This is a genomic window from Pedobacter albus, assembly GCF_036324255.1.
Classification (GTDB): domain Bacteria; phylum Bacteroidota; class Bacteroidia; order Sphingobacteriales; family Sphingobacteriaceae; genus Pedobacter; species Pedobacter albus.
Window position 1 is genome coordinate 1,177,158 of sequence record NZ_JAZDQT010000001.1, and the last position, 22,686, is coordinate 1,199,843.

At 44.8% G+C, this 22,686-nt stretch carries 15 protein-coding genes; 8 read left to right on the top strand and 7 right to left on the bottom strand.

Annotated features, from left to right (window positions below; genetic code table 11):
• Window positions 1-81 precede the first annotated feature (81 nt).
• The 5 genes from VRU48_RS05025 to VRU48_RS05045 all read left to right on the top strand — a co-directional run bounded on the left by VRU48_RS05025 (window position 82) and on the right by VRU48_RS05045 (window position 6,056).
• Window positions 82-1,161 carry a zinc-binding dehydrogenase gene (locus VRU48_RS05025; RefSeq protein WP_330106828.1) on the top strand — a complete coding sequence of 360 codons (1,080 nt, stop codon included), beginning with the start codon at window positions 82-84 and terminating at the stop codon, window positions 1,159-1,161.
• A 60-nt stretch (window positions 1,162-1,221) separates the two neighbouring features.
• Window positions 1,222-1,560, top strand: coding sequence for a YciI family protein (locus tag VRU48_RS05030; RefSeq protein WP_330106829.1), 339 nt, complete (start codon window positions 1,222-1,224; stop codon window positions 1,558-1,560).
• A 132-nt stretch (window positions 1,561-1,692) separates the two neighbouring features.
• Window positions 1,693-2,364: a FadR/GntR family transcriptional regulator gene (locus VRU48_RS05035; protein ID WP_330106830.1), complete on the top strand. Its 672-nt coding sequence runs from the start codon at window positions 1,693-1,695 to the stop codon at window positions 2,362-2,364.
• A 62-nt stretch (window positions 2,365-2,426) separates the two neighbouring features.
• A complete protein-coding gene (locus tag VRU48_RS05040; RefSeq protein WP_330106831.1) occupies window positions 2,427-4,715 on the top strand; it encodes an NADP-dependent malic enzyme in 2,289 nt (762 codons plus the stop codon).
• A gap of 114 nt (window positions 4,716-4,829) precedes the next feature.
• A complete protein-coding gene (locus VRU48_RS05045) occupies window positions 4,830-6,056 on the top strand; it encodes an MFS transporter (RefSeq protein WP_330106832.1) in 1,227 nt (408 codons plus the stop codon).
• A gap of 3 nt (window positions 6,057-6,059) precedes the next feature.
• On the opposite strand, the gene VRU48_RS05050 is transcribed toward VRU48_RS05045, so the two are convergent.
• From VRU48_RS05050 to VRU48_RS05070, 5 genes are all read right to left on the bottom strand, one after another.
• Window positions 6,060-9,197, bottom strand: a complete 3,138-nt coding sequence (locus VRU48_RS05050) for an efflux RND transporter permease subunit (RefSeq protein WP_330106833.1) — start codon at window positions 9,195-9,197, stop codon at window positions 6,060-6,062.
• Between the two features lie 12 nt (window positions 9,198-9,209).
• Window positions 9,210-10,289 (bottom strand): efflux RND transporter periplasmic adaptor subunit, encoded by a 1,080-nt coding sequence (locus tag VRU48_RS05055; RefSeq protein WP_330106834.1) that lies wholly within the window; start codon window positions 10,287-10,289, stop codon window positions 9,210-9,212.
• Window positions 10,290-10,294: 5 nt separating this feature from the next.
• Entirely contained in the window at window positions 10,295-11,563 is a 1,269-nt protein-coding gene (locus VRU48_RS05060; RefSeq protein ID WP_330106835.1) for a TolC family protein, read from the bottom strand.
• A 976-nt stretch (window positions 11,564-12,539) separates the two neighbouring features.
• Window positions 12,540-13,901 (bottom strand): ATP-binding protein, encoded by a 1,362-nt coding sequence (locus VRU48_RS05065; RefSeq protein ID WP_330106836.1) that lies wholly within the window; start codon window positions 13,899-13,901, stop codon window positions 12,540-12,542.
• Entirely contained in the window at window positions 13,898-14,584 is a 687-nt protein-coding gene (locus VRU48_RS05070; protein WP_330106837.1) for a response regulator transcription factor, read from the bottom strand. Before VRU48_RS05070 ends, VRU48_RS05065 begins: the two co-directional genes overlap by 4 nt.
• 226 nt (window positions 14,585-14,810) lie before the next feature.
• Between VRU48_RS05070 and VRU48_RS05075 the strand changes: the two genes are divergently transcribed.
• The 3 genes from VRU48_RS05075 to VRU48_RS05085 all read left to right on the top strand — a co-directional run bounded on the left by VRU48_RS05075 (window position 14,811) and on the right by VRU48_RS05085 (window position 20,740).
• A complete protein-coding gene (locus tag VRU48_RS05075; protein ID WP_330106838.1) occupies window positions 14,811-15,164 on the top strand; it encodes a hypothetical protein in 354 nt (117 codons plus the stop codon).
• A gap of 70 nt (window positions 15,165-15,234) precedes the next feature.
• Window positions 15,235-19,605, top strand: coding sequence for a CusA/CzcA family heavy metal efflux RND transporter (locus VRU48_RS05080; protein ID WP_330106839.1), 4,371 nt, complete (start codon window positions 15,235-15,237; stop codon window positions 19,603-19,605).
• A 4-nt stretch (window positions 19,606-19,609) separates the two neighbouring features.
• On the top strand, window positions 19,610-20,740 hold the full coding sequence (locus VRU48_RS05085) for an efflux RND transporter periplasmic adaptor subunit (RefSeq protein ID WP_330106840.1): 1,131 nt from the start codon (window positions 19,610-19,612) through the stop codon (window positions 20,738-20,740).
• Between the two features lie 36 nt (window positions 20,741-20,776).
• Here the strand turns inward: VRU48_RS05085 and VRU48_RS05090 are convergent, their stop codons facing one another.
• Together VRU48_RS05090 and VRU48_RS05095 are read right to left on the bottom strand one after the other, a co-directional pair.
• Window positions 20,777-22,177 carry a pyridoxal phosphate-dependent decarboxylase family protein gene (locus VRU48_RS05090; RefSeq protein ID WP_330106841.1) on the bottom strand — a complete coding sequence of 467 codons (1,401 nt, stop codon included), beginning with the start codon at window positions 22,175-22,177 and terminating at the stop codon, window positions 20,777-20,779.
• Complete coding sequence (locus tag VRU48_RS05095) at window positions 22,164-22,643, bottom strand: GNAT family N-acetyltransferase (RefSeq protein WP_330106842.1); 480 nt, start codon at window positions 22,641-22,643, stop codon at window positions 22,164-22,166. Before VRU48_RS05095 ends, VRU48_RS05090 begins: the two co-directional genes overlap by 14 nt.
• Window positions 22,644-22,686 lie beyond the last annotated feature (43 nt).

Sequence of the window (22,686 nt, forward strand, 5' to 3'; positions counted from 1 at the left end):
TGGCCACTTCACAATTTTTTAACTTAAAATTAAGTATAAGTAAACTTTTGTTTAGTATTTATGTATTATTAAATACCCTACATGACCGAAGGAAACATTATTGTATTTGAAGATGCTGGCTTGCCCCTGCAAAAGCAAAAACACACTTTACCAGAACTTAAACCAGGCGAAGTACTCGTTAAAAATCGCTACACCACCATCTGTGGCAGCGACCTGCATACTTTTTGCGACTTGCGCAAAGAACAAACCCCTACCGTTTTAGGCCATGAAATCGTAGGTCGGATAGTGGCCCTGCACCAAGACCATCCGCAAACAGATTATGCCGGCAAGTCGTTAGCTGTAGGCGATTTGGTAACCTGGGCCGTATTCTGCTCATCGCCACAAACAGCATGGTTGGCTAAGGGTATGCCCCAAAAAGCCGATAATTTATTCAAGTATGGCCATGCGCAGGTCACCACAAACGATGCTTTTCATGGAGGTTTAGGCGATTATTGCATCCTAAAAGCACATACCTGCCTTTTAAAAATCCCCGAAAGCATTCCGTTGCCCATAGCCGCTACTCTTAACTGCGCCATAGCAACCGTTGCCGGCGCCATCAGACTGGCAGGCAATTTATCCGAAAAAAACGTACTGATTACAGGCTTGAGATTATTGGGCAACGTAACGGCAGCGTTATGCAAAACCCTCGGCGCCAAAAAAATCGTTGCAGTTGATATTGACACCAAGCGTTTGGCACAAGCCGAAGCATTTGGTGCCAATTTCCGCTATTCTTCAAACGAACCTCAGCTATTGGCTAACTTGCTCGAGCATCAAATTGACGTGGTATTCGACATGAGTGGCCAACCCGATGCCATTGAATTGGGCATAGCAAGCCTAACCATTGGAGGAACAGCCGTGTGGGCTGGCGCTGTTTTCAAAACCAGACCCATAGCCATCGATGCCGAACAGGTGATCCGCAAGCTAATTACCATCAAAGGCCTGCACAATTACAATTTCGACGACCTGCAATATGCCTTAAACTTTATAACAGACAACCACCATCGCTTTCCATTCGATACTGTTGTAGCTAAAGAATTTCCCCTGGATCAAACACAGGAAGCCTTTCAGTACGCCCTGGAGCACAAACCGCTAAGGGTGGGCATTCGTATCAGCGAAGCTTAAGACGCCTCATTCACCCTATTTTTCGTTTGAATTTGCTAGCTTTAATCAAACAATCTAATCATGCCAAATTTCATCGTTATTTTTAGGGAACCAGATGGCAGAACGTTGCCTCATACCGAGGAAGAAATAAGTCAGCACCAGCAAAACTGGAAAAACTGGTTTGAAAAGTGGGGAAAAACAGGAAACCTCCAAGGTGGCAGTGGCCTTAGCCTGAACGGAAAACTCATCCATGGCGCAGACCGTGAAATCACCGACCAGATCCATCGCGTAGGAACAGAAATTGTAGGTGGCTTTTTATTATTGCAAGCTGATGACCTAGATCAGGCTACTGAAATCACCAGCTCCTGCCCCATCTTCGAATTTGGTGGTTATGCCGAAGTACGCGAAATACAAAACTAAACGGCTTGGTTTCCTGCCTTACTAGCAACAAAAAACATTTCGTAACCATCGAAATCAGTCCACCTTCATAAATAAAAACAAAAATTACAAGGTTTAGTTAAAAATTCGCCTACCTTTGCATCATCTGATGATATGACGAATACAACAGTTTTAATCAATAGAAAATCGCTTGCCGATGAAGTGGCCGATGGCCTGCGCAAGCAGTTGTCGCTAGGAATTTTCAAAGTAAACGAAAAACTTCCGATTGAACCAGAATTAATGAAAATGTTTGGTGTTGGCCGCTCTACCATTCGGGAAGCCATCAAACTATTAGTCAATTCGGGCTTGTTACGCGTACAGCAGGGCTTGGGTACTTTTGTAGAGCGCACGGTATCTGCCCAAGAACCGATGGACCAAAGGCTTAAACGTGCCGACAAGGTTGAACTCGACGAAGTGAGGCAACTGATCGAAATCAAAATTGCCGAAAAAGCAGCGCTTAACCGTTCTGAAGAGGATATTGAAAAGATACAATCCTACCTCGAAATGCGCAAAAAAACTGCCGACGAGGGCCAATTAGAAGAATGTATAGAGGCTGATATCCAATTCCATTTGGCCATTGCCAATGCTTCTAAAAACGAGGTGCTGGCGGATATCTACAAAACTGCATCGGCACACCTCAAAAACTGGTTTCATGAAATTTACCAAGACACCCGAACTTTTCAAGACAGCTACCTTTTACACCAGCAATTACTGAACAATATTATAGCAAAAGATCCGAAGGCGGCATGGAATACGGCCACGAGGATACTTAACCATATTTTTTAATTTAAACAAACACACTTGCGAAGCCTTTGAAAATTCGCAAATGTGTTCATCAAATGCAACAAATGAATACGCAAAATAAAAAGCAAGACGCACTCGACTACCACTCGCAAGGCCGTCCGGGCAAAATAGAAGTTGTTCCAACCAAACCCCACTCCTCTCAAAGAGATTTGACATTGGCTTATTCGCCGGGCGTGGCAGAGCCTTGTTTGGAAATCGCAGCAGATGCCGACAAAGCCTATAACTACACAGCCAAAGGCAATTTGGTGGCTGTAATTAGCAATGGTACGGCAGTTTTGGGCTTGGGCAATATCGGCGCGTTGGCCAGTAAGCCGGTAATGGAGGGCAAGGGATTGCTTTTTAAGATTTTCGCCGATATTGATGTATTCGATTTGGAGCTCAATGCCGATTCGGTAGAAGATTTTATCAAAATGGTGAAAGGTGTGGAACCTACTTTTGGCGGCATCAACCTCGAAGACATCAAGGCCCCAGAGTGTTTTGAAATAGAGCGCAGGCTCAAAGCCGAACTGAACATCCCTGTAATGCACGACGACCAACACGGTACGGCCATTATTTCGGGGGCAGCCTTGCTCAATGCCTGCGAGTTGCAGAAGAAAAAGCTGAAAGACATCAAGGTTGTGGTAAGTGGTGCCGGCGCTGCCGCCGTGTCTTGCGCCAAAATGTACCTTTCGCTAGGTGTTACGCCGAAAAATTTGGTCATGTTCGACATCAACGGCTTGATTACCACTTCAAGAACCGACCTCGACGAAATCAGGATGGAGTTTGCCACCAGTCGCAAAGACATCAACAACATTACCGATGCCTTAAAAGGTGCCGATGTACTGATCGGTCTTTCGGCAGGCGACGTCATCAAACCCGAAATGTTGATGGGCATGGCCAAAAACCCGATTGTATTCGCCATGGCCAATCCAAATCCAGAAATTGCTTATGATTTGGCCGTTAAAACCCGCAAAGACATTATTATGGCTACCGGAAGGTCGGATTATCCGAACCAGGTAAACAACGTGTTGGGTTTCCCATATATTTTTAGGGGTGCTTTAGACGTTCGTGCCACCAGCATCAACGAAGAAATGAAGATTGCGGCCGTGCGTGCCATTGCCAATTTGGCCAAAAAATCGGTTCCCGATGCGGTAAGTCAGGCTTACAATGCCCGTAACTTTAAATTTGGCAAGGAATACATCATTCCGAAACCAGTTGATTCGAGGCTGATTACTGAAGTTTCGATGGCGGTGGCTAAAGCAGCTATCGAAAGTGGCGTAGCCAGAAAGGCGATTGCCGATTGGAGCAAATACGAGGATGAGCTGAAAAAGAGATTGGGCATTGACGATACCATTATGCGCCAAGTGACGACCAATGCCAAGGCCAACCCGAAAAAGGTGGTGTTTGCCGAGGCCGATAATTACAAAATCTTAAAGGCCGCCCAAATTGTTAAGGAAGAAAAAATTGCCATCCCTATCCTACTGGGAAACAAGGAAGCCATACAGCGTATCATTTACGAAAATGTGCTCGATTTGGAAGGCGTTGAAATTATAGAACCCGTTTTAGAACAGGAAAGAATTAAGAAATATGCCGAGGCCTTGTACCAAAAAAGACAACGCAGGGGCGTAACCTTGTTCGAAGCAAACAAATTGATGCGCGACAGGAACTATTTTGGTGCATCCATGGTTGAATTTGGCGAAGCCGATGCCATGATTTCGGGATTGACCAAAAACTATGCAACTACCGTCAAGCCGGCTCTGCAGGTAATTGGCGTTGAACCTGGCGTGAAGCGCGTGGCGGGCATGTACATGATGATCACCAAAAAAGGTCCGGTATTTTTCGGCGACACGACTGTAAACGTTGATCCAACACCTGAAGAATTGGTAGATATTACCTTATTGGTGAACAAATCGGTGAAGCAGTTTAACGTGAAACCAAGAATCGCTTTGCTATCTTATTCAAACTTCGGTTCCAACACCGGCGAAATCCCAGAAAAAGTAAGGCAGGCCGTACGTTTGTTGCACAAAAACCATCCCGATGTAGTGGCCGATGGCGAAATGCAGGCCAACTTTGCCATGAACAACGAAATGCTGAAAGAAAATTTTCCTTTTAGCGCCTTGAGCGATGCACCAGCCAATACGCTGATCTTCCCTACTTTAGAATCAGGTAATATGGCTTACAAACTATTACAGGAACTGGGCGAAGCCGAAGCGGTTGGACCAATTTTGTTGGGCTTGAATAAACCGGTACACATTGTACAGCTAGGCAGTTCGGTACGCGAAATCGTAAACATGGTAACTATTGCCGTGGTTGATGCACAGGCCAAAACTAAACCTGTAACTACCAAAAAATAAAACCATATTGGCCTTTCCTTATTGGAGAGGCCAATATTTACTCAATCAATATTTTTTATTTCAAATCATCAGATGATATGATGTATATTTTTAACTCAATTACCCTTCGTACTTATGGAAACTAAAATCCCTCAAAATCCCAATTCCGTTGACGCCAAAGCATTGGCACAACAAACTATTTTTTCTATTCTATTTACGGTTAGTCTTACCCACCTGATTAACGACATGCTGCAGGCAGTGGTGCCAGCGGTATATCCTATTTTAAAAGACGAGTTTCATTTAACGTTTGCCCAGGTCGGCCTCATTACCCTCACCTACCAACTCACCGCATCTTTGTTGCAGCCTTTTGTGGGTTTGTATACCGATCGCAACCCGCGTCCTTATTCGCTGGTGGTAGGCATGGGTTTTACGTTAATCGGCTTGGTTGCCGTGTCGTTTGCCTCGAGTTTTATACATGTGCTTTTGGCCGTGAGCTTAATTGGCATCGGTTCGTCTATTTTCCATCCCGAATCATCGAGGGTGGCGCATTTGGCTTCGGGTGGCAAAAAAGGCTTGGCCCAATCCATTTTTCAATTGGGCGGTAATGCCGGCAGTGCCTTAGGTCCATTACTAGCAGCCATTATTGTGGTTCCCTATGGCCAATTTAACATCATCTGGTTTTCGCTGGTAGCCATTGTGGGTATGATGGTGCTTTCGGTGGTTTCTAAATGGTACAAAGCCCATTTGGTTAACCGTGCTGCTAAAAAAGCTCATTTCTCTGACGAAATAGTGAGCAAATTCTCGAAGAAAAAAGTGATTTTCTCTTTGTTTATTTTATTGGTGCTGGTTTTCTCCAAATACTTTTACATGGCCAGCATGACGAGCTACTATACTTTTTACTTGATGGGCAAGTTCCATTTGAGCATCCAACAGTCGCAGATTTACCTTTTTGCCTTTTTGGCAGCCGTGGCGGCAGGAACCTTGTTTGGCGGTCCGCTTGGCGACCGTTTTGGCCGTAAATACATCATCTGGATTTCTATTTTGGGCGTAGCGCCTTTTACCTTGCTATTGCCTTATGTAGGTCTGTTCTGGACGGGTGTTCTTTCTGTCATTATCGGCTTGATCCTTTCGTCGGCATTTTCTGCCATATTGGTTTATGCCACCGAACTCGTTCCAGGGAAAGTAGGCATGATTGCCGGGCTTTTCTTTGGCCTTGCTTTTGGCATGGGTGGCTTGGGGTCGGCCTTGCTAGGCAAATTGGCCGACCAAACCAGCATCGAATATGTGTACAAAGTCTGTGCATTTTTGCCATTAATAGGCATTATCACCGGCTTTTTACCTAATATAGAACGCAAAAAGTAACTTTTAGCCAGCGCTCAGGCGCTCGGCTTTTCTGGTTGTTTTGCGGTACGAAAGGAAAAAGAACAACGGAAACACCAACAGGGTTAATATGGTAGCGGTAATCAGTCCGCCAATAACCACAATGGCCAAAGGTTTGGAAGTTTCCGATCCAATACCGGTTGACAGTGCCGCAGGCATCAGGCCAATAGCAGCCATCAGGGCCGTCATGATTACTGGTCTTACTCTCGAACGTACGCCGTCTTTGATGGCTTGTTCGAGGGTGAGGCTATTTAATTCGCTCAACCGCAGCTTTTGTACGTTGCTTTTAAAAACCGAAATCAGGATCACACCGTTCTGTATACAGATACCAAACAGCGCGATAAAGCCTATGCCAGCCGAAATACTGAAATTGGTACCGGTAAACAACAAGGCCGCAATACCGCCAATGATGGCGAACGGTACGTTGAGTAATACAATACCCGCATCTTTGGCATTGCCGAACATCATAAACAGGATCAAAAAGATAACCAACAAGCTAACCGGAACCACCTCTTGCAGGCGTTTGGTGGCACGTTGCTGGTTTTCAAAATCGCCGGCCCATTCCATTTCGTAGCCTTTGCCCAGTTTTACGGCTTCGTTTACCTTGTTTTGGGCCTCGCCGATGGTACTGCCCATATCGCGACCGCGAACCGAGAACTTCACGGCACTGTAGCGACGGTTATCATCCCGAAATATCAAGCTTGGTCCCGTTAGGCGCTGGATGCTGGCAATATTTTTAATCGGCACCTGCGAACCTCTTATCGTCGGTACCATCAGGTTGCCAATGGCTTCGGCATTGCTCCGGTAGGCTTCTTCGTAACGCAGGCGCAGCTGGAATTTCTTTTCGCCTTCGTAAATCTGCGAAATGGCCTTGCCTCCTATAGCCATCTCAATAATGGCATTGGCATCGGCAGTAGTTACGCCATACAAAGCCATTTTAGAGGCATCTAGGTCGATACGGAGTTCGGGTTGCCCCATGTTTCTGATCACGCCCAAGTCTTCTACTCCGGGCACGTTTTTCATCACAGCAAATACTTCATTGGCTTTTTTCTCGGTAATAGCTAGACTATCGCCATAAATCTTCACCACCAAAGAACCTTTTACACCCGACACGGCCTCTTCCACATTATCCATAATGGGTTGCGAAAAATTGAGGTCGATGCCCGGAAATCTTTCCAATTCCTTTTGCATCTGATCAATAAGCTGTTCTTTGCTGATTTTGCTCTTCCACTCTTTTTTCGGATAGATGTCTACATGAAATTCGATGTTGTAAAATCCAGTAGCATCGGTACCATCATTGGGTCTGCCGGTTTGCGACATCACCTGTCTGACTTCCGGAAATTTGCGAATGATTTTCCGCATCTGGTTGGCAATGTCTTTCGATTGGTCGAGCGAAATGCTCAATGGGCAGGTTGCCCTGATGTAAATGGCGCCTTCATCCAATTCGGGCAAAAATTCGGTACCGAGAAACTTGAAAGAAAACAATCCAGTTGCCACCACTACCATCGCCGAAATCAGGGCAATTCTTTTGTTGCGGTACGACCAGGAGAAAAGCCTCATCACCCCTTTGGTTAAGCCCTCTACAAAGCGGTTATGCTTTTCTTTTACGTTTTTGCGCAACAGCAAACTGCTTAACAAAGGTACCAAGGTTAAGGTAAGCACCAAGGCGCCCAGCAAGGCAAAACCCAATGTCCAGGCCAAAGGCGAGAACATTTTGCCTTCTACTTTTTGAAAGGCAAAAATTGGCAATAGCGCGGCGATGATAATGAGTTTAGAAAAGAAAATAGCTTTTCCCAACTCTCCACCAGTGTTTTTTATCGCACCTAACTTCGATAACTGGTTGAAACGAGGCATCCCTACTTTGTGTGCCTTTTGATCGAGCACCACAAAAATACCCTCTACCATTACCACCGCCCCATCTATAATGATACCAAAATCGATGGCACCCATAGACAGCAGGTTCGCGCTCATGCCCTTTAGGGTTAAACAAACAAAGGCAAACAACAAGGCCAGCGGAATAATAATGGCCACAATAAAAGTGGTCCGCCAATCGGCCATAAACAGAAAAACAATAACCGTTACGAAAATAATGCCCTCCAGCATGTTGTGCAGCACCGTATGGGTAGCAAAGCTGATCAGGTCGTTGCGGTTATAAAAAGTATTGATCTTTACATCTTCGGGCAGCACCTTTTCATTCAGGTATTCTATTTTTTCCTGAACCTTACGGATCACCTCGCTCGGATTCTCGCCCTTGCGCATCACGACGATGCCTTCGACCACATCATTAAGCTGGTCGCGACCTACTTGGCCCAACCTAGGCAAACTTGATATTTCTACCGAGGCCACGTCTTTCACCAAAATGGGAGTTCCATCGATGTTGGTTACAATAATGTTGCGGATTTCTTCTTCGTTTTGCAGCAAGCCGATGCCACGCACTACATAAGCTTGGGCGTTGTCGACAATAACATCACCCCCCACGTTGATATTGCTTTTAGAAGCCGCCTCATAAACATCTAGGGGACTAATATTGTAAGAAGCGAGTTTTTCTGGGTTAACCTTGATTTCGAAGGTTTTTACTTCGCCCCCAAAGCTCACGATATCGCCTACGCCAGGCACGCCCAACAATTGACGTTCTATCACCCAATCTTGCAGGGTTTTGAGCTCTTTTACGGTTTTAGAATGGCTGGTTAAGGTATAGCGAAAAATCTCGCCGGTTGGTCCGGTTGGTGGCTGTACATCGGGATCGGCGCCTTCGGGTAGCGCCACATCGCGCAAGAGGTTGTTTACTTGCTGGCGAGCGAAGGCATCGTCAACACCATCGTCGAAAACAACTTTAACCACCGAGAGCCCAAATACCGTGGTCGACCTGACCGAAGTTTTCTTTTGCACGGGATTAAGCGCCACTTCTATCGGCATTGAAACGAATTTCTCTACCTCTTCGGCGCTTCGGCCCGGCCATTGCGTAATAACAGTGATTTGCGTGTTGGTTACATCGGGAAAGGCTTCTATCGGGATATTTTTAAAGGCCAATGCCCCCCAAATAATCAGCACCAAAGTAGCCAAAAAGATGAAAAACTTATTCTTAAGCGAAAAGGCAATGATATTTTTGATGATTTTAGACATGCGCTTTTGGTGTTAATTGTTGGTCAATGCCTGATACAAGAATAATTGCGAACTGGTTACCACTTCATCGCCAAGGGCAAGGCCGGTAACATAAGCTTTGTCTTCAAAGCGGCTCATCACCTGAATAGCTTGTACGCTTAGCTTGTTGTTCTTTTTCACAACCACATAGTTTTTGCCGTTGTCCATCACCATGGCCTGTGCCGGAATGGCCAATGCCTTTTGGGTTACCTTACGGTCTACTTTTACCTTGGCGAACATTTCTGGCTTAAATTCGTTGTTGGCGTTGTTCATGCTGATGCGCACTTTCATAGTTCGGGTGCTGGCATCGAGTACATTGTAGATTTTGTCTATTTTACCGGTATAGCTTTTTTCGGGATTGGCCAACGTGCTTACTTTGACTTCGTCGCCCAAATGCACGCTGTTCATATCGGCTTCATACACATTGGCCATGATCCATACATCAGACAGGTCGGCAATAACAAAAAGATCGGCATTGTTATCGGGGCGAATGGCCGAGTTGTTGGTGATGTTTTTTTCGATTACATAACCGCTAATTGGTGCCTTAATGAGATACTGCGCTTGGTTTCCGCCCGAAATAGAAGCTACTTGCTTGGCTTTTTGCAAATCGGCAACCGATTTATTGTAATTTACCTTGGCACTGAGGTAATCTTGCTCGGTAGCCAAATTGCCTTCGTATAGCGATTTGGTAGTGGCCAGTGTTTTTTCGGCCAGCGTTACATTCGCTTCGGCATTAGCCAGATCGTTTGCAATGCCTGCCACTTCGGTACTGTTTAGCAAGGCGAGAACTTGTCCCTTGTGCACAAAATCGCCCAATTCTACTTTTAGCGACTGCACCTTGCCACTAACCAAGGCAAACACCTTGGCTTGACGGGCTTCGTTGGCCTGAACCTTACCGTTGAGCTTAATGACACCGTTTTCGTCTTCGAGCTTTACAGGTACGGTTTGCACGTTTTTGATCAAACTATCGGGCAATAACTCGTCCGATTTAGGTACTTCGGTAGGTTTGTCGGCACAGGCTGCAAAAAAGCTGGTTGCAAGTAGTGCCATCACATATAATGGAGATTTCTTCATGGGTATCAATAATTGAAAATGGTTTTGCCTACGGCGAATTGCAAGGTTTCAACGGCCTGCATCTGTTCGTTTTGCAATTGGTAAAACTGTACGAGGTTATCTTTATAGCTTTCGTAGAAATCGGTAAACTCCAATAGGCTCAGATCTTTGCGCTGAAAGCCATTGGTAACAGAAACAAGCAGTTTTTGAAGCTCCTGTACAAATCCCGGATCAAAAGACTGGATCATTTGGTTGGTATTGATGGCCTTGAGGTAAGCCGATTGTACTTCTTTGCGCAAGGTTTCGTTTTGCAGTTGCAAGACTACCTTAGACTGGTCGATATTCACCTTGGCCGATTTGATATTGCCTTGGTTGCGGTTAAAGAACGGCAGATCGATACCTACCGTAAAAAAAGTGGCATTGTCGACAAAACTTCCCCTCTTATCGAACTGCGCACCCAAAGTGACATCTGGAACAGCCATGGCTTTTTGCAGGGCATAGTTTTGCTGACTGTAAACCAGGCTTTGTTGGGCTTCCTTCAAATCGTAGCGACTGGCGGTGGCAGTGTCTAACAAACTGGCCAAAGAATAGCGTTTCAGTTCGCTGGCTACATCGAGTTGATTAACCACAGGTATCAGGGGAGCTTTGTTTTGCAGAAGCAACTGGAGTTCTGCATTGATTTCGTTCACCTGGTTTTGCAAGGAGGTTTGTTCGGCTTTTAAGGTATACAGCAACGACTTGATGCGTACGGCATCTTTTAAGGTCACCACTCCTTTGGCCAACAATTCTTGGTGGGCCGTATTCAGCTTTTCGAGGTATGAAACCTGCAAGGCATAGCCATTAATAGATTGCTGCAAAAAGTAAAGCTGGTAAAAATTGCTGCGCAAGGTAAATTGTAGCGTACGCAACAGGTCGAAAAAACGGCTTTCTTCTAAAAGTACATTGGTTTGCGCCATTTTAACCTGCTTGTTTCTTTTACCGGCCAAGGTAATGAGCTGCGTAACCTCTACCGTGTATTGCCCATAGGGATTGCCTATATTAAAGGCTTTTCGCTGTTGAGGATTATAGATATTGCCTTCAAACTGAATGTTGGGGTTATTGTAAAGCTTGGCTTGGATTACCTGCGCCTTGGCCATATCGATGTTGTAGCGTTGAGCCAAAAGCGAAAGGTTCTGCTGCAAAAAAATCTTTTCGGCTTGGGGCAAGGTTAAGCGCAAACTGTCTTGTGCCTGGCAAAGCTGACTAAATAGGCTCAAGGCTAAAACAACAGCTACTTTGAGGTAGTTTCTTCTCATCTTGTTTATCGCGGAAAATGCGAATGGTCCAAAATTAGGTTCCTACCATTAGAGACTGGTTTTGGCTAGATTAGAAAATGATTAGAAGCGGGAGTATTACGTACAGCGTATTGAGTATAGCGTAGTGAGTAGGATAGTTAATTGCTGAATTGTTAAACTGTTGAATTGTTAAATTTCAAACTGAAAACTAGCATCTTACTTGAAATAAATCATTCATTGTACGCTATGAAGGAAACCTTTTGATTTCAATCTTACTACAATCAATCTTAGCTTAGCCGTCTAAGGTGGTCAAACTTAAATGATGTACTTTATGTCTTTTTGGTAATTGCCAGATTGTTATATTGCTAAACTGTTGTATTCCTGAACTGTAAATTACAAGCTGACAACCAACACCTTACTCAGGATAAATCATTAACCTTACTGGCTAATAAACCCACCTTTGCTATAACAACCTTAGCCTATCTTAGCTGTCTAAGGTGGTCAAACTTAAATGATGTACTTTGTGTTAATTGCTAGATTGTTAATTGATTGGCTGACAAATTCACCTTTGCTATAACAACCTTAGTCTATCTTAGCCGTCTAAGGTGGTCAAACTTAAATGATGTACTGTGTATTAATTGCTAGATTGTTAAATTGATTGGATGACAAACCCACCTTTGCTATAACCACCTTAGCCTATTCTTAGCTGTCTAAGACGGTCAAATTTAAATGATGTATTTTAGTATTAATTGCTAGATTGTTAATTGATTGGATGACAAACCCACCTTTGCTATAACAACCTTAGTCTATCTTAGCCGTCTAAGGTGGTCAAACTTAAATGATGTACTGTGTATTAATTGCTAGATTGTTAATTGATTGGATGACAAACCCACCTTTGCTATAACAACCTTAGCCTATCTTAGCTGTCTAAGGTGGTCAAGCTTAGTCAGATTGTTGTACTCTTTAAAGTTTATCGCTATACGCACTACTCCATACGCTATACCAATGGAAACACCAACCTTACGCATGTTCCCTGCTCGGGTTGCGAAACCAATGTTGCTTCAATACAGTGCAATTGCAGAATCTGCTTGGTAATATACAAGCCTATGCCTTGTCCTTTGATATGCCTGGTTCTATCGCTCCGGTAAAACAACTCAAAGACCGCTTCCGTGTCATTTAATGGAATACCAGGACCATTATCGCTGATGGCCACTTGTAACTGTCCATTAATCGAAGCAATCAATACCGTTACCTTGGGAGGATCAGAAAATTTAATGGCATTGTCCAATACATTCGACAAAGCAATATAAAGCAATTCCCTATTGGCTCTTATGGTCAAAAGTTGTTCTTGCAAAGGCGATATTTCTACATTGACCGAAACCTGTGCATGTGGGTATTCGATGGCTTTTTTCTCCAATACGCTCCACAAAACCTCGTCTACGCGCACATCGGCCATTTTTTGTTCGCCCGACATTTCTAAGCCTGAGAGTATCAGCAGGCTGTCTAAAATAGATTTGAGATGTACCGTATCGTTTTTGAGCGAAGCCAGCAAAGCTTCGTATTCTTCGTTGCTGCGTGGCTGGTTCAGGGTCACGTCGATATCGCCCATAATGGCTGTTAATGGCGTTTTCAGTTCGTGCGAAGCATTTTTCAGGAAATTCTTTTGGGTTTGCACGCCATTTTCTAAACGCGCCAAAAAATAGTTGAAGGTAATAATCAGTTCTTTGATTTCGTCTTTGTGGCCATCGGGTACGTCCAAACGAGAGTGGAGGTTATCTGTCGTGATTGAATTTACCTTTTTAATCAGCGTAGCAAAAGGCCTGAACGTTCTTTTGGCCAAAAAGCCAGCCAACAGGAAATGGATGAGCGCACCGAGCAGGTAAAAGAAAACCAGCATCTTTTTCAAGGCATCTAATTGCACATTTCCGGCATTGTCTATCCCAGAAACAACGATGATAAAATTGCCTTGGTTGTCTTTGTAGTACAAGCCTGCCAATTGCTTATCGCCTAGCTTAAAAGTCAGATTGCCTTCGGCCACGATTTTGTTGAGCATTTCGGCGGAAAGCTTAAAACTAAGTTTATCGTCAATAAACAAGCTTTTATCGCCAGCATGATATACACGGATCGATTCGTTATAGATGCGCCTGTACTGCGCCTCGATGCTTCGATATTTCTTATCGTTTACTTCGTCTTTTTCAAAATAGAAATAAGCGGCTGTATTGGCACGCTCGAGCAGTTTTTTAAAATAAAGCTCACGTGTATGTTGCTTAAACAACAAAAAAGTACCCAAAAACACCAGTCCCAAGGCAAAGGCAAAAAGCAGGGTTGAAAGAATGATGAGCTTATTTCTTAAGGTCATGGTGTTTTCAATTTAAACATATAACCAGTGCCCTTAATGGTATGGATGAGCGGGTGTTCAAAATCCTTATCTATTTTGTTGCGCAGGTAGTTGATGTACACATCAACCGAATTGGAGGTGGTATCGAAATTAATGTCCCACACAGCTTGCGCGATAGAAATGCGCGAAAGTGCCTTTTCGCGGTTCTTCATCAGAAAAACCAGCAGTTTAAATTCGCGTGGCGACAAATTGAGCGCCTGGCCATCGCGCTGGGCACTTTGTTCCTTTACATTGACTTCTACGCCGCCATAGCGCTGAAAATCGACAATGCCATTGTTGAACTCGGTTCTTCTCAGCTGGGCATTGATGCGCGCCAACAGCTCGTCGAACAGAAAGGGCTTGGCCAAATAGTCGTCGGCACCACTTTCCAATCCGCGTACCTTTTCTTCTGGCGTATCTAAGGCGCTGAGGATAATAATCGGCGTGGTATTTTTGCGTTGCCTGAGCAAACTACAAACCTCAAACCCGCTGATATCGGGCAACATGATGTCCAAAATAATCACATCATATTTGTTTTCGCTGGCTTCGTCGATTGCTTCTCGCCCCTTGCCTACCGTTTTAACCTGATATAGGCTTTCCCTTAGTCCTTTTTCAATAAAGGAAGCTACACGCTGATCGTCTTCGGTAAGGAGTATTCTGTTCATCAAAAGCAAAGTTGTGATTTTATGTTTACGAAACCACGATTTTATGGAAAATTTACGTGGAGGGCATTAAGTAATGGTACAGCGTAGTGCGAATAGTGAATAGCTAGCCACTCCTCTCTGCAACAAAACTGTTGATTTAAAGTCAATCGCGCTTTAAAATTTCTTCGGATTTTGGTTTTTTTATACTTTTGCTCTTGTGAAGAGGCTCTATTCATACTTTCTGATAATGATCGTGACTTTTAACATCACGCCGGTACATCAGCTGCTCAAAACGCCTGCACTTTTCCATCATTTTCACTACCACTGCCAGCAAAGCCCCGATATTTCTTTTATCGATTTCCTGTCCATGCACTATTGGGGCAACGACAATGATTCGGACGATGAGGAAGACATGAAGTTGCCTTTTAAAAAAATGACCAACCCTGTTGTACTCTCGTTCTGCATCCCTGCTAAACCGGTACTAATTACGGCCGGTTTCTTGTTCAAATACACACAAGACTATCCTCTGCCTAACGACAGCCTCATTCCCGATAACATCAATTCGTCGTTGTTCAGGCCTCCGCGCCCAGCTGCATGCTAACCTTTCGGCCAAAAGCCGATTAATTATCCGTATGCAAACGACGCTTTCCGCGCCTTAACAACTTAATTTTATGATGAACAAAATCATCAGCTTTTCTGTAAAGAACAAGCTGGTTATAGGGCTATTCGTATTTGCCCTATTGCTATGGGGTGTTTTCGAATTGAGAAAACTCCCAATCGATGCTGTACCTGATATTACCGACAACCAGGTACAAGTACTTACCGTATCCCCTTCTTTGGGTGCTCCAGACATTGAACGATTAATTACTTTCCCGATAGAACAATCGTGCAGCAATATCCCAGGCCTGAAACAAATCAGAAGCTTTTCTAGGTTTGGCCTCTCGCTGGTTACCATTGTTTTTAACGACGATACCGATCTGTATTGGGCCAGGCAACAGGTAACCGAGCGCCTGCAACAAGTGCAGCGTGATTTGCCTTCGGGCATCGGCTCGCCAGAATTGGCACCCGTAAGTACCGGCTTGGGCGAAATTTACCAATATGTAGTCAGGCCAAAAGCGGGCTACGAAGATAAATACGATGCCATGCAGTTGCGGACCATCCAAGATTGGATTGTGCGCCGACAACTGATGGGTACCAAAGGCGTTGCCGAAGTTTCGAGCTTTGGGGGCAAGCTTAAACAGTACGAAATTGCTGTTAACCCAAGCTACCTCAAAGCCAACAACATTACCATTGCCGATATTTTTGCCACGCTCGAAAAAAACAACCAAAATACGGGTGGCGCCTACATCGAAAAGGGTCCAACGGTACTCTACATCAGAAGCGAGGGTTTAACGGCCAACTTAGAAGATATCGGCAAAATCGTAGTAAAAACGCTCAACAATGGCCTACCCGTGTTGGTAAGAGATGTAGCCAAAGTACAACTAGGCGCTGCCATTCGCTATGGAGCCATGACCTACAACGACAAAGGCGAAGTGGCTGGTGCCGTAGTGATGATGCTGAAAGGCGAAAACAGTTCGGTAGTAGTGGAACGTGTGAAGCAAAAAATTGCCGAAATACAGAAAGACCTGCCCGAAGGCGTAGTGGTAGAGCCATTTTTAGACCGCACCAAAATGGTAAACAGCGCCATCGAAACGGTAGAAACCAACCTGCTAGAAGGTGCATTGATCGTGGTTTTTGTGCTGGTGTTCTTTTTGGGCAACCTGCGTGCAGGCCTCATTGTATCATCGGTTATTCCCTTGGCCATGCTGTTTGCCATCATCCTCATGAATATGTTTGGCGTGGGTGGCAACTTGATGAGCTTGGGCGCTATCGATTTTGGGCTGATTGTTGATGGTTCGGTGATTGTGGTAGAAGCCGTGTTACACCGTTTCTCGCATTCGCACCAATTTAGAAAACTCAGTTCCATCTCGCAGGATGAAATGGACAAAGAAGTTTCCAAATCGACCGGTAGCATCATTAATTCGGCGGTATTCAGTCAAATCATCATCCTCATTGTTTACTTGCCCATTCTTTCCTTAGAAGGCATTGAGGGCAAAATGTTTAAGCCCATGGCATTGACCATTGCCTTTGCCATCTTAGGTGCTTTCATCTTGTCGATCACCTACGTACCGATGATGAACGCCCTTTTCCTGAACAAAAAACTAAACCACAAAGCTACCTTAGCCGATAAGGTAACCATTTGGCTGGAAAGAAGATACATGCCTTTACTCAAGCGATTGATGAAGTTCCCCAAAACCATTATCATCGCTACTTTGGCCTTGTTTGCCATTGCTGTTATGGTGCTAGGACGCTTGGGTGGCGAATTTATCCCGCAGATTGAAGAAGGCGATTTTGCCGTTGAAACCCGCTTATTAACGGGAAGCAACCTGAACAATACCATTAAATATACCCAACAGGCTTCTGGCATTTTGCTGAAAAAGTTTCCGGAGGTAGAAAAAGTGGTCACCAAAATCGGCAGTGCCGAAATACCAACCGACCCGATGCCTTTTGAGGCCGGAGATATGATGGTCATCCTTAAACCTAAAAAGGAATGGACCTCGGCCACTTCTTTCCCCGAACTTTCCGAAAAAATGACCAAAGAGCTCTCGGCCGTGCCGGGCATTACGGTTGGTTTTCAGTTTCCGGTACAGATGCGCTTTAACGAGCTGATGACCGGAGCCCGGCAAGACGTGGTGTGCAAAATCTTTGGCGAAGACCTGGACAGTCTTTCAGTTTATGCGCATCGCTTAAACGAGATTATCCAAACCGTACCGGGTGCCATCAACATTTATGAAGAAACGGTTACGGGTATGCCTCAAATCGTGATCAAGTTTAACCGCGATGCCTTGGCCAAATACGGACTGAATGTAGAAGACATCAACAATACGGTTAATACCGCTTTTGCAGGAAAGAGTGCCGGACAGGTGTACGAAGGCGAAAAACGTTTTGATTTGGTGGTGAGGCTGAACGAGGAGGCCAAAAAGAACATAGACGATATCAAAAATTTAATGATTTCGACCAAAAGCGGTTATCAAATCCCTGTTTCGGAAGTGGCCGAAATTACAGAAGTAGAAGGCGTAAATCAAATCCAGCGCGAAAACACCAAAAGACGCATCGTTATCGGCTTTAACGTTACCGGACGCGATGTGCAGACCATTGTGGCCGAATTGCAACAAAAAGCCGAGAAACAGCTCAAATTACCTGCTGGCTATAGCCTGGTTTACGGCGGTTCTTTCGAAAACATGAATGCCGCCAAAGACCGTTTGGCTATTGTGGTACCTGTAGCCTTGCTCATGATTTTCTTGTTGCTGTATTTTGCCTTTAACTCGGTAAAACAGGGCTTGTTGATTTATACAGCCATCCCGCTCTCGGCCATGGGTGGCATTTTTGCGCTTTGGATACGCGATATGCCTTTCAGTATTTCGGCTGGCGTAGGTTTTATCGCACTATTTGGGGTGGCCGTGTTGAATGGCATTTTGTTGGTTTCAGAATTTAATCGTCTTAAAAAAGAAGGCTGGACTGATTTGCGACGGATTGTAGTACACGCCACCAAAACCAAGTTGCGTGCCGTATTGATGACGGCTTTGGTACCTTCGCTGGGCTTTATCCCGATGGCCATCAGCACCGGAGCCGGTGGCGCCGTACAAAAACCTTTAGCTACGGTAGTAATTGGCGGTTTGATCATTTCAACGCTGCTTACGCTTTTCGTACTGCCGGTTTTATATATTCTTTTTGAGAAAGGCTTCAAATATTTTAAACCAAAGCCAGTGATAGCTATTTTGTTTGGCCTGTTTTTGTTGAGCAACGGTGCGAAAGCCCAAGAGCGTGTTGGCCTTAACGAGTTGTTGCAAAAAGCTTCGGCCAATTACCCAACCATGAATGCCGCCCGGTTGAACGAAAGCTATCTCAACGCCTTAATTCCAACAGCAGTAGACATTCCCAAAACAGATTTGGCTTACGAGGCGGGGCATTTAAACGGCAGCTTTAACGACAACAGGTTTTCGGTTTCGCAAAGCTTCCAGTTTCCAACCGTTTACAGCAGGCAAAAAGATGTAAATCGATCAATGCTTAACGTTGGACGGGCACAAACGGCCATTCAGTTGCTCGATTTGCAGACCGAAATCAAGAACCTGTATTTTAACCTGCTCGTACTCGATCAGAAAAAGACAGTGCTGTTAAAAGCCGATAGCATTTATGCGCGTTTTGCAGAAAAGGCCGAAAATCGTTACCGTTTGGGCGAAAGCGATATTATTGAAAAAACCACGGCTGCCAATCAAAGGCTACAGATTGCCGCACAGCTCAACGTATTGCTGGCCGACCAAACCAGCCTACAAAAAAGAATGCAAATGCTGGTGCAACGCGAGGAAACCATAGCCTTAGATGCCAGCGTACTCATCTACCCTATCGATTCGCGCTTATTGCTGGCTCCTTCTATCACCCAAAATCCAGTTATTTTATGGCAACAGGAAATGGTAAAGCAGGGCCAGCTGAACCAAAAGCTCGAAAAAAGCAAGCTCTTGCCTTCGCTTAACCTGGGCTATGCCAATGCCTCGTTTATGGGTTGGCAAAACACGCCGAGCGGTCAGGAAGTTTTTTACAACCGTTCGCATCGTTTTCAATCGTTTAGTGCGGGTATTGCCGTTCCCTTGTTTTTTGGTGCGCAAAATGCCAAAGCTAAAGCCATGGGCATTTATGTACAGCAGCAGCAAAAAGAACTCGAAGCTTTGCAGCTTAACTACAATGCCGAACTGGAAAAGGCCTTGGCCAAAGCAAGGGCTTATCAGGAAACTTTGACGAGCTATCATCAGCAGTTATTGCCCAATGCCGCCAAAATTGAAAAATCAGCTAGTGCCAAGCTCGATGCCGGCGACATCAACTATTTAGATTGGACCATTTTGATTAACCAAACCATTGAGATCAAAAGCCAATACTATCAGTTGGTCAACCACTTAAACGAAACATTTATAGAAATTGAACGCCTTAACGGCATCCTCATCAAATAATTATATGAAAAATACAATCGCCCTGATTTTTGCAGGTTTGTTCTTTGCCTCTTGTGGCAGCAAACCGGCACCAGCCGAAGTTAAAAAAACAGCCGTTACGCCTACCGAAGAAACCATAGCCCTTAGCGACGCGCAACGGAAAAATGCAGACCTAACTCTTGGCCAAATGGAAACACGCCCGGTCGAATCGACCTTAAACGTGAACGGCAGCATCGAACTGCCACCAGAAAACCTACATACCATCAGCTTCCCGCTTGGTGGCTTTATCAAAAGCAGTCGCTTGGTGAACGGCGCGGCCGTGCAAAAAGGTACAGTTTTAGCTACCATAGAAGATGTGGCCTTTATCCATATGCAACAAGACTATCTTACAGCCAAATCGAAACTGGCCTTCGCCACGGCCGATTATAACCGTCAAAAAGAGCTGAATGCGACCCAATCGAACAGCCAAAAGGTATTGCAACAGGCTAAATCCGATTTCGAAACCCAACGCATATTGGTCAATTCGTTAGCCGAAAAGCTGAAATTGATTGGCATAACGCCCAGCAAACTTACCGAAGATAACATTTCGAGAACGGTTAACATCTACTCGCCTATCAACGGATTTGTGGCCAAGGTAAATGTTAATCCGGGCAAATATGTGGGGCCAACCGATGTGTTGTTCGAAATCATCAATCCAGCTGAAACCCACCTTTCGCTGAACATCTTTGAAAACGATGCCAAAAACTTGGCCAAGGGGCAAAAAGTAACGTTCAATACCGTTGGCAATCCGAACGAAAAATTAGAAGCAGAAGTGATGCTGATTACCCAAAACCTCGACGAAAACAGAACGGTTGAAGTACATTGCCACCTGCGTGGAAATCATCAAAAATTGATTCCTGGCACCTTTGTCAATGCGCAAATCAAGTTGAAAAGCCATTCGAGCAACACCTTACCCGATGGTGCCATTGTGGATTGGCAAGGCAAAAAGTATGTCTTTGTTGAAACAGCCAACAATAAATTTATTGCCAAAGAGGTGCAAACTGGCTATACGGCCGAAGGCTATACCGAAATCAAAACGCCGATTGCGGGCAAATTGGTAACGAGCAATGCCTATACCCTACTTACGGCTATGAAAAACAAAGCTGAAGAAGAATAAAACGAAAAACCCCGATCAAATAGTCGGGGTTTTCTTTTAAGCTTTAAAACAAGTATTGTAGGCTTGTTGCATGGCTTCTTCGGCAATTTCGAGGTCTTTTTCGCTGGTACGCCAGTTTACAAAAGCCGCGCGTATGCAACGCTGTCCGCCGTATACCGTTGGCGTGAGGTAAACCTTGCCGAGTTTGTTGAGCGTATCCAAATACAAATCGACCTGTTCTTTTTTGTGTTTCAGTGTAAAGCAAACCGTATTGAGTTTTACTGGGACCAAGAGTTCGAAATTTTCGCTTTGGGCAATGAAATCGCCAAATTGTTGCGCCAATTGGATGGAATTTTCGGCAATCTCCTTAAATCCTTCCCTGCCATAGGCAATTAAACTGAACCAGGCTGGCAAGGCACGCAAACGCCTCGAATTTTCGGGCACAGTACTGGCGAAGGAAAAATTAGTGGCCGGATTACCCAAATAAGGTGCATTGGAATTCTGAAAAGTCTGGATCTGCAAATTTTGATGTTCATGGCGCACAAAAGCGATGGCGCTGTCATAAGGCACGTTCATCCATTTGTGACCATCAATAGTAATGCTGTCTGCCACTTCCCAGCCTTTTAGCAATCCAGCGTATTTTGGCGTACAGGCGGCAAAGCCCCCAAAAGCCGCATCAATATGCAACCAGAATTTATATTGCTTTTTAAGTTGGGTTATTGCCAGTAAATCGTCGAAGTCTGAAGTATTTACCGTACCAGCGCTTGCGCTTAAAATAATCGGCGAATCCTGATACATGGCCAACAAGCTTTCCAAATCGTCTAAATCAATCGATTCGGTGTTGGGTTTACTTTTGACTTGCACCAGCTGGTTACGACCAAAGCCCAGCATGGCCAATGATTTGAGCACTGAAGAATGCGGGTTGGCACTTAAAACCTTAATCCCCGGCAACATGCCATCGGCAGCAATGTTATGTTGCAGCTGTTCGCCTGCCCACTGCCTGGCCACGGCCAAACCCGTGAAATTAGACAAGGTGGCTCCGCTTACAAAACTGCCGTTAAAGCTGTCGGGCAGGTTAAACAAACGACGCATGAGTTTGATGGTTTCATGCTCGATGTGCGCAGAAATATCGCCATTTAACGATACACTTTGCGGATTTTGGTCGAAAACACTACACAACCAATCGCCCATAAGTGCAGCCGGTGTGGAGCCTCCCGTTACAAAACCCCAGTACCTTGGTCCGCTCGAAGCCGTGATGAGCTGCTGATAATATGCTTTGAACAATTGCAGGGCATCTAAAGCGCCGCCTCCCTCGGGCAAATCCTTGCTCGGTTTTACCTCGCCAGCGAGTGGACTAGTGGAGAGTTTCTCCAATTGCGCCAAAAAATCTATTCCGGTTAATTTAGCTTGTTCCAGTATTTCTTCTAAATAATTGAGGTCTTCTTTAAGCCTGTTCATGGTATGTATTTAAAGTTAACTGCATCATGGTATCAATGCGTACAAATTCAAGTTTATCTACCGGGATTTGTTCAAAACCCAGTTTGCCGTAAATATGAATGGCATCCTGCAGCTTGGAATTGGTGTATAAAATTACTTTGGTTGCCCCCAATTGTTTGGCTTTCTGAATAGCCGCTTCGCAAAGCACACGTCCCAAACCAAAGCCTCGGGCTGTTTTGGCTACGGTCATTTTGGCCAGTTCGTAAACGCCGGGTGCACTAAATTTCAGGGCAACCGTGCCCACGATTTCATGGCCTCTTTTGGCAAACAGAATATGGCCACCATTGTTTAAAATAGCTTCTTTTGGATTTTCTAGCATCCATTTGTCAGCTTCTTCTACCGCAAAAAATTCTTGGAGCCAATCTATATTCAACTGTTCATAATAAGGCTGCAAGGCAGTGTTGTATTCGATAATTTCGGTATTCATGGTTGTAGTGGATTTAATCATTCAAAATTCGGTAAAGAAAAAA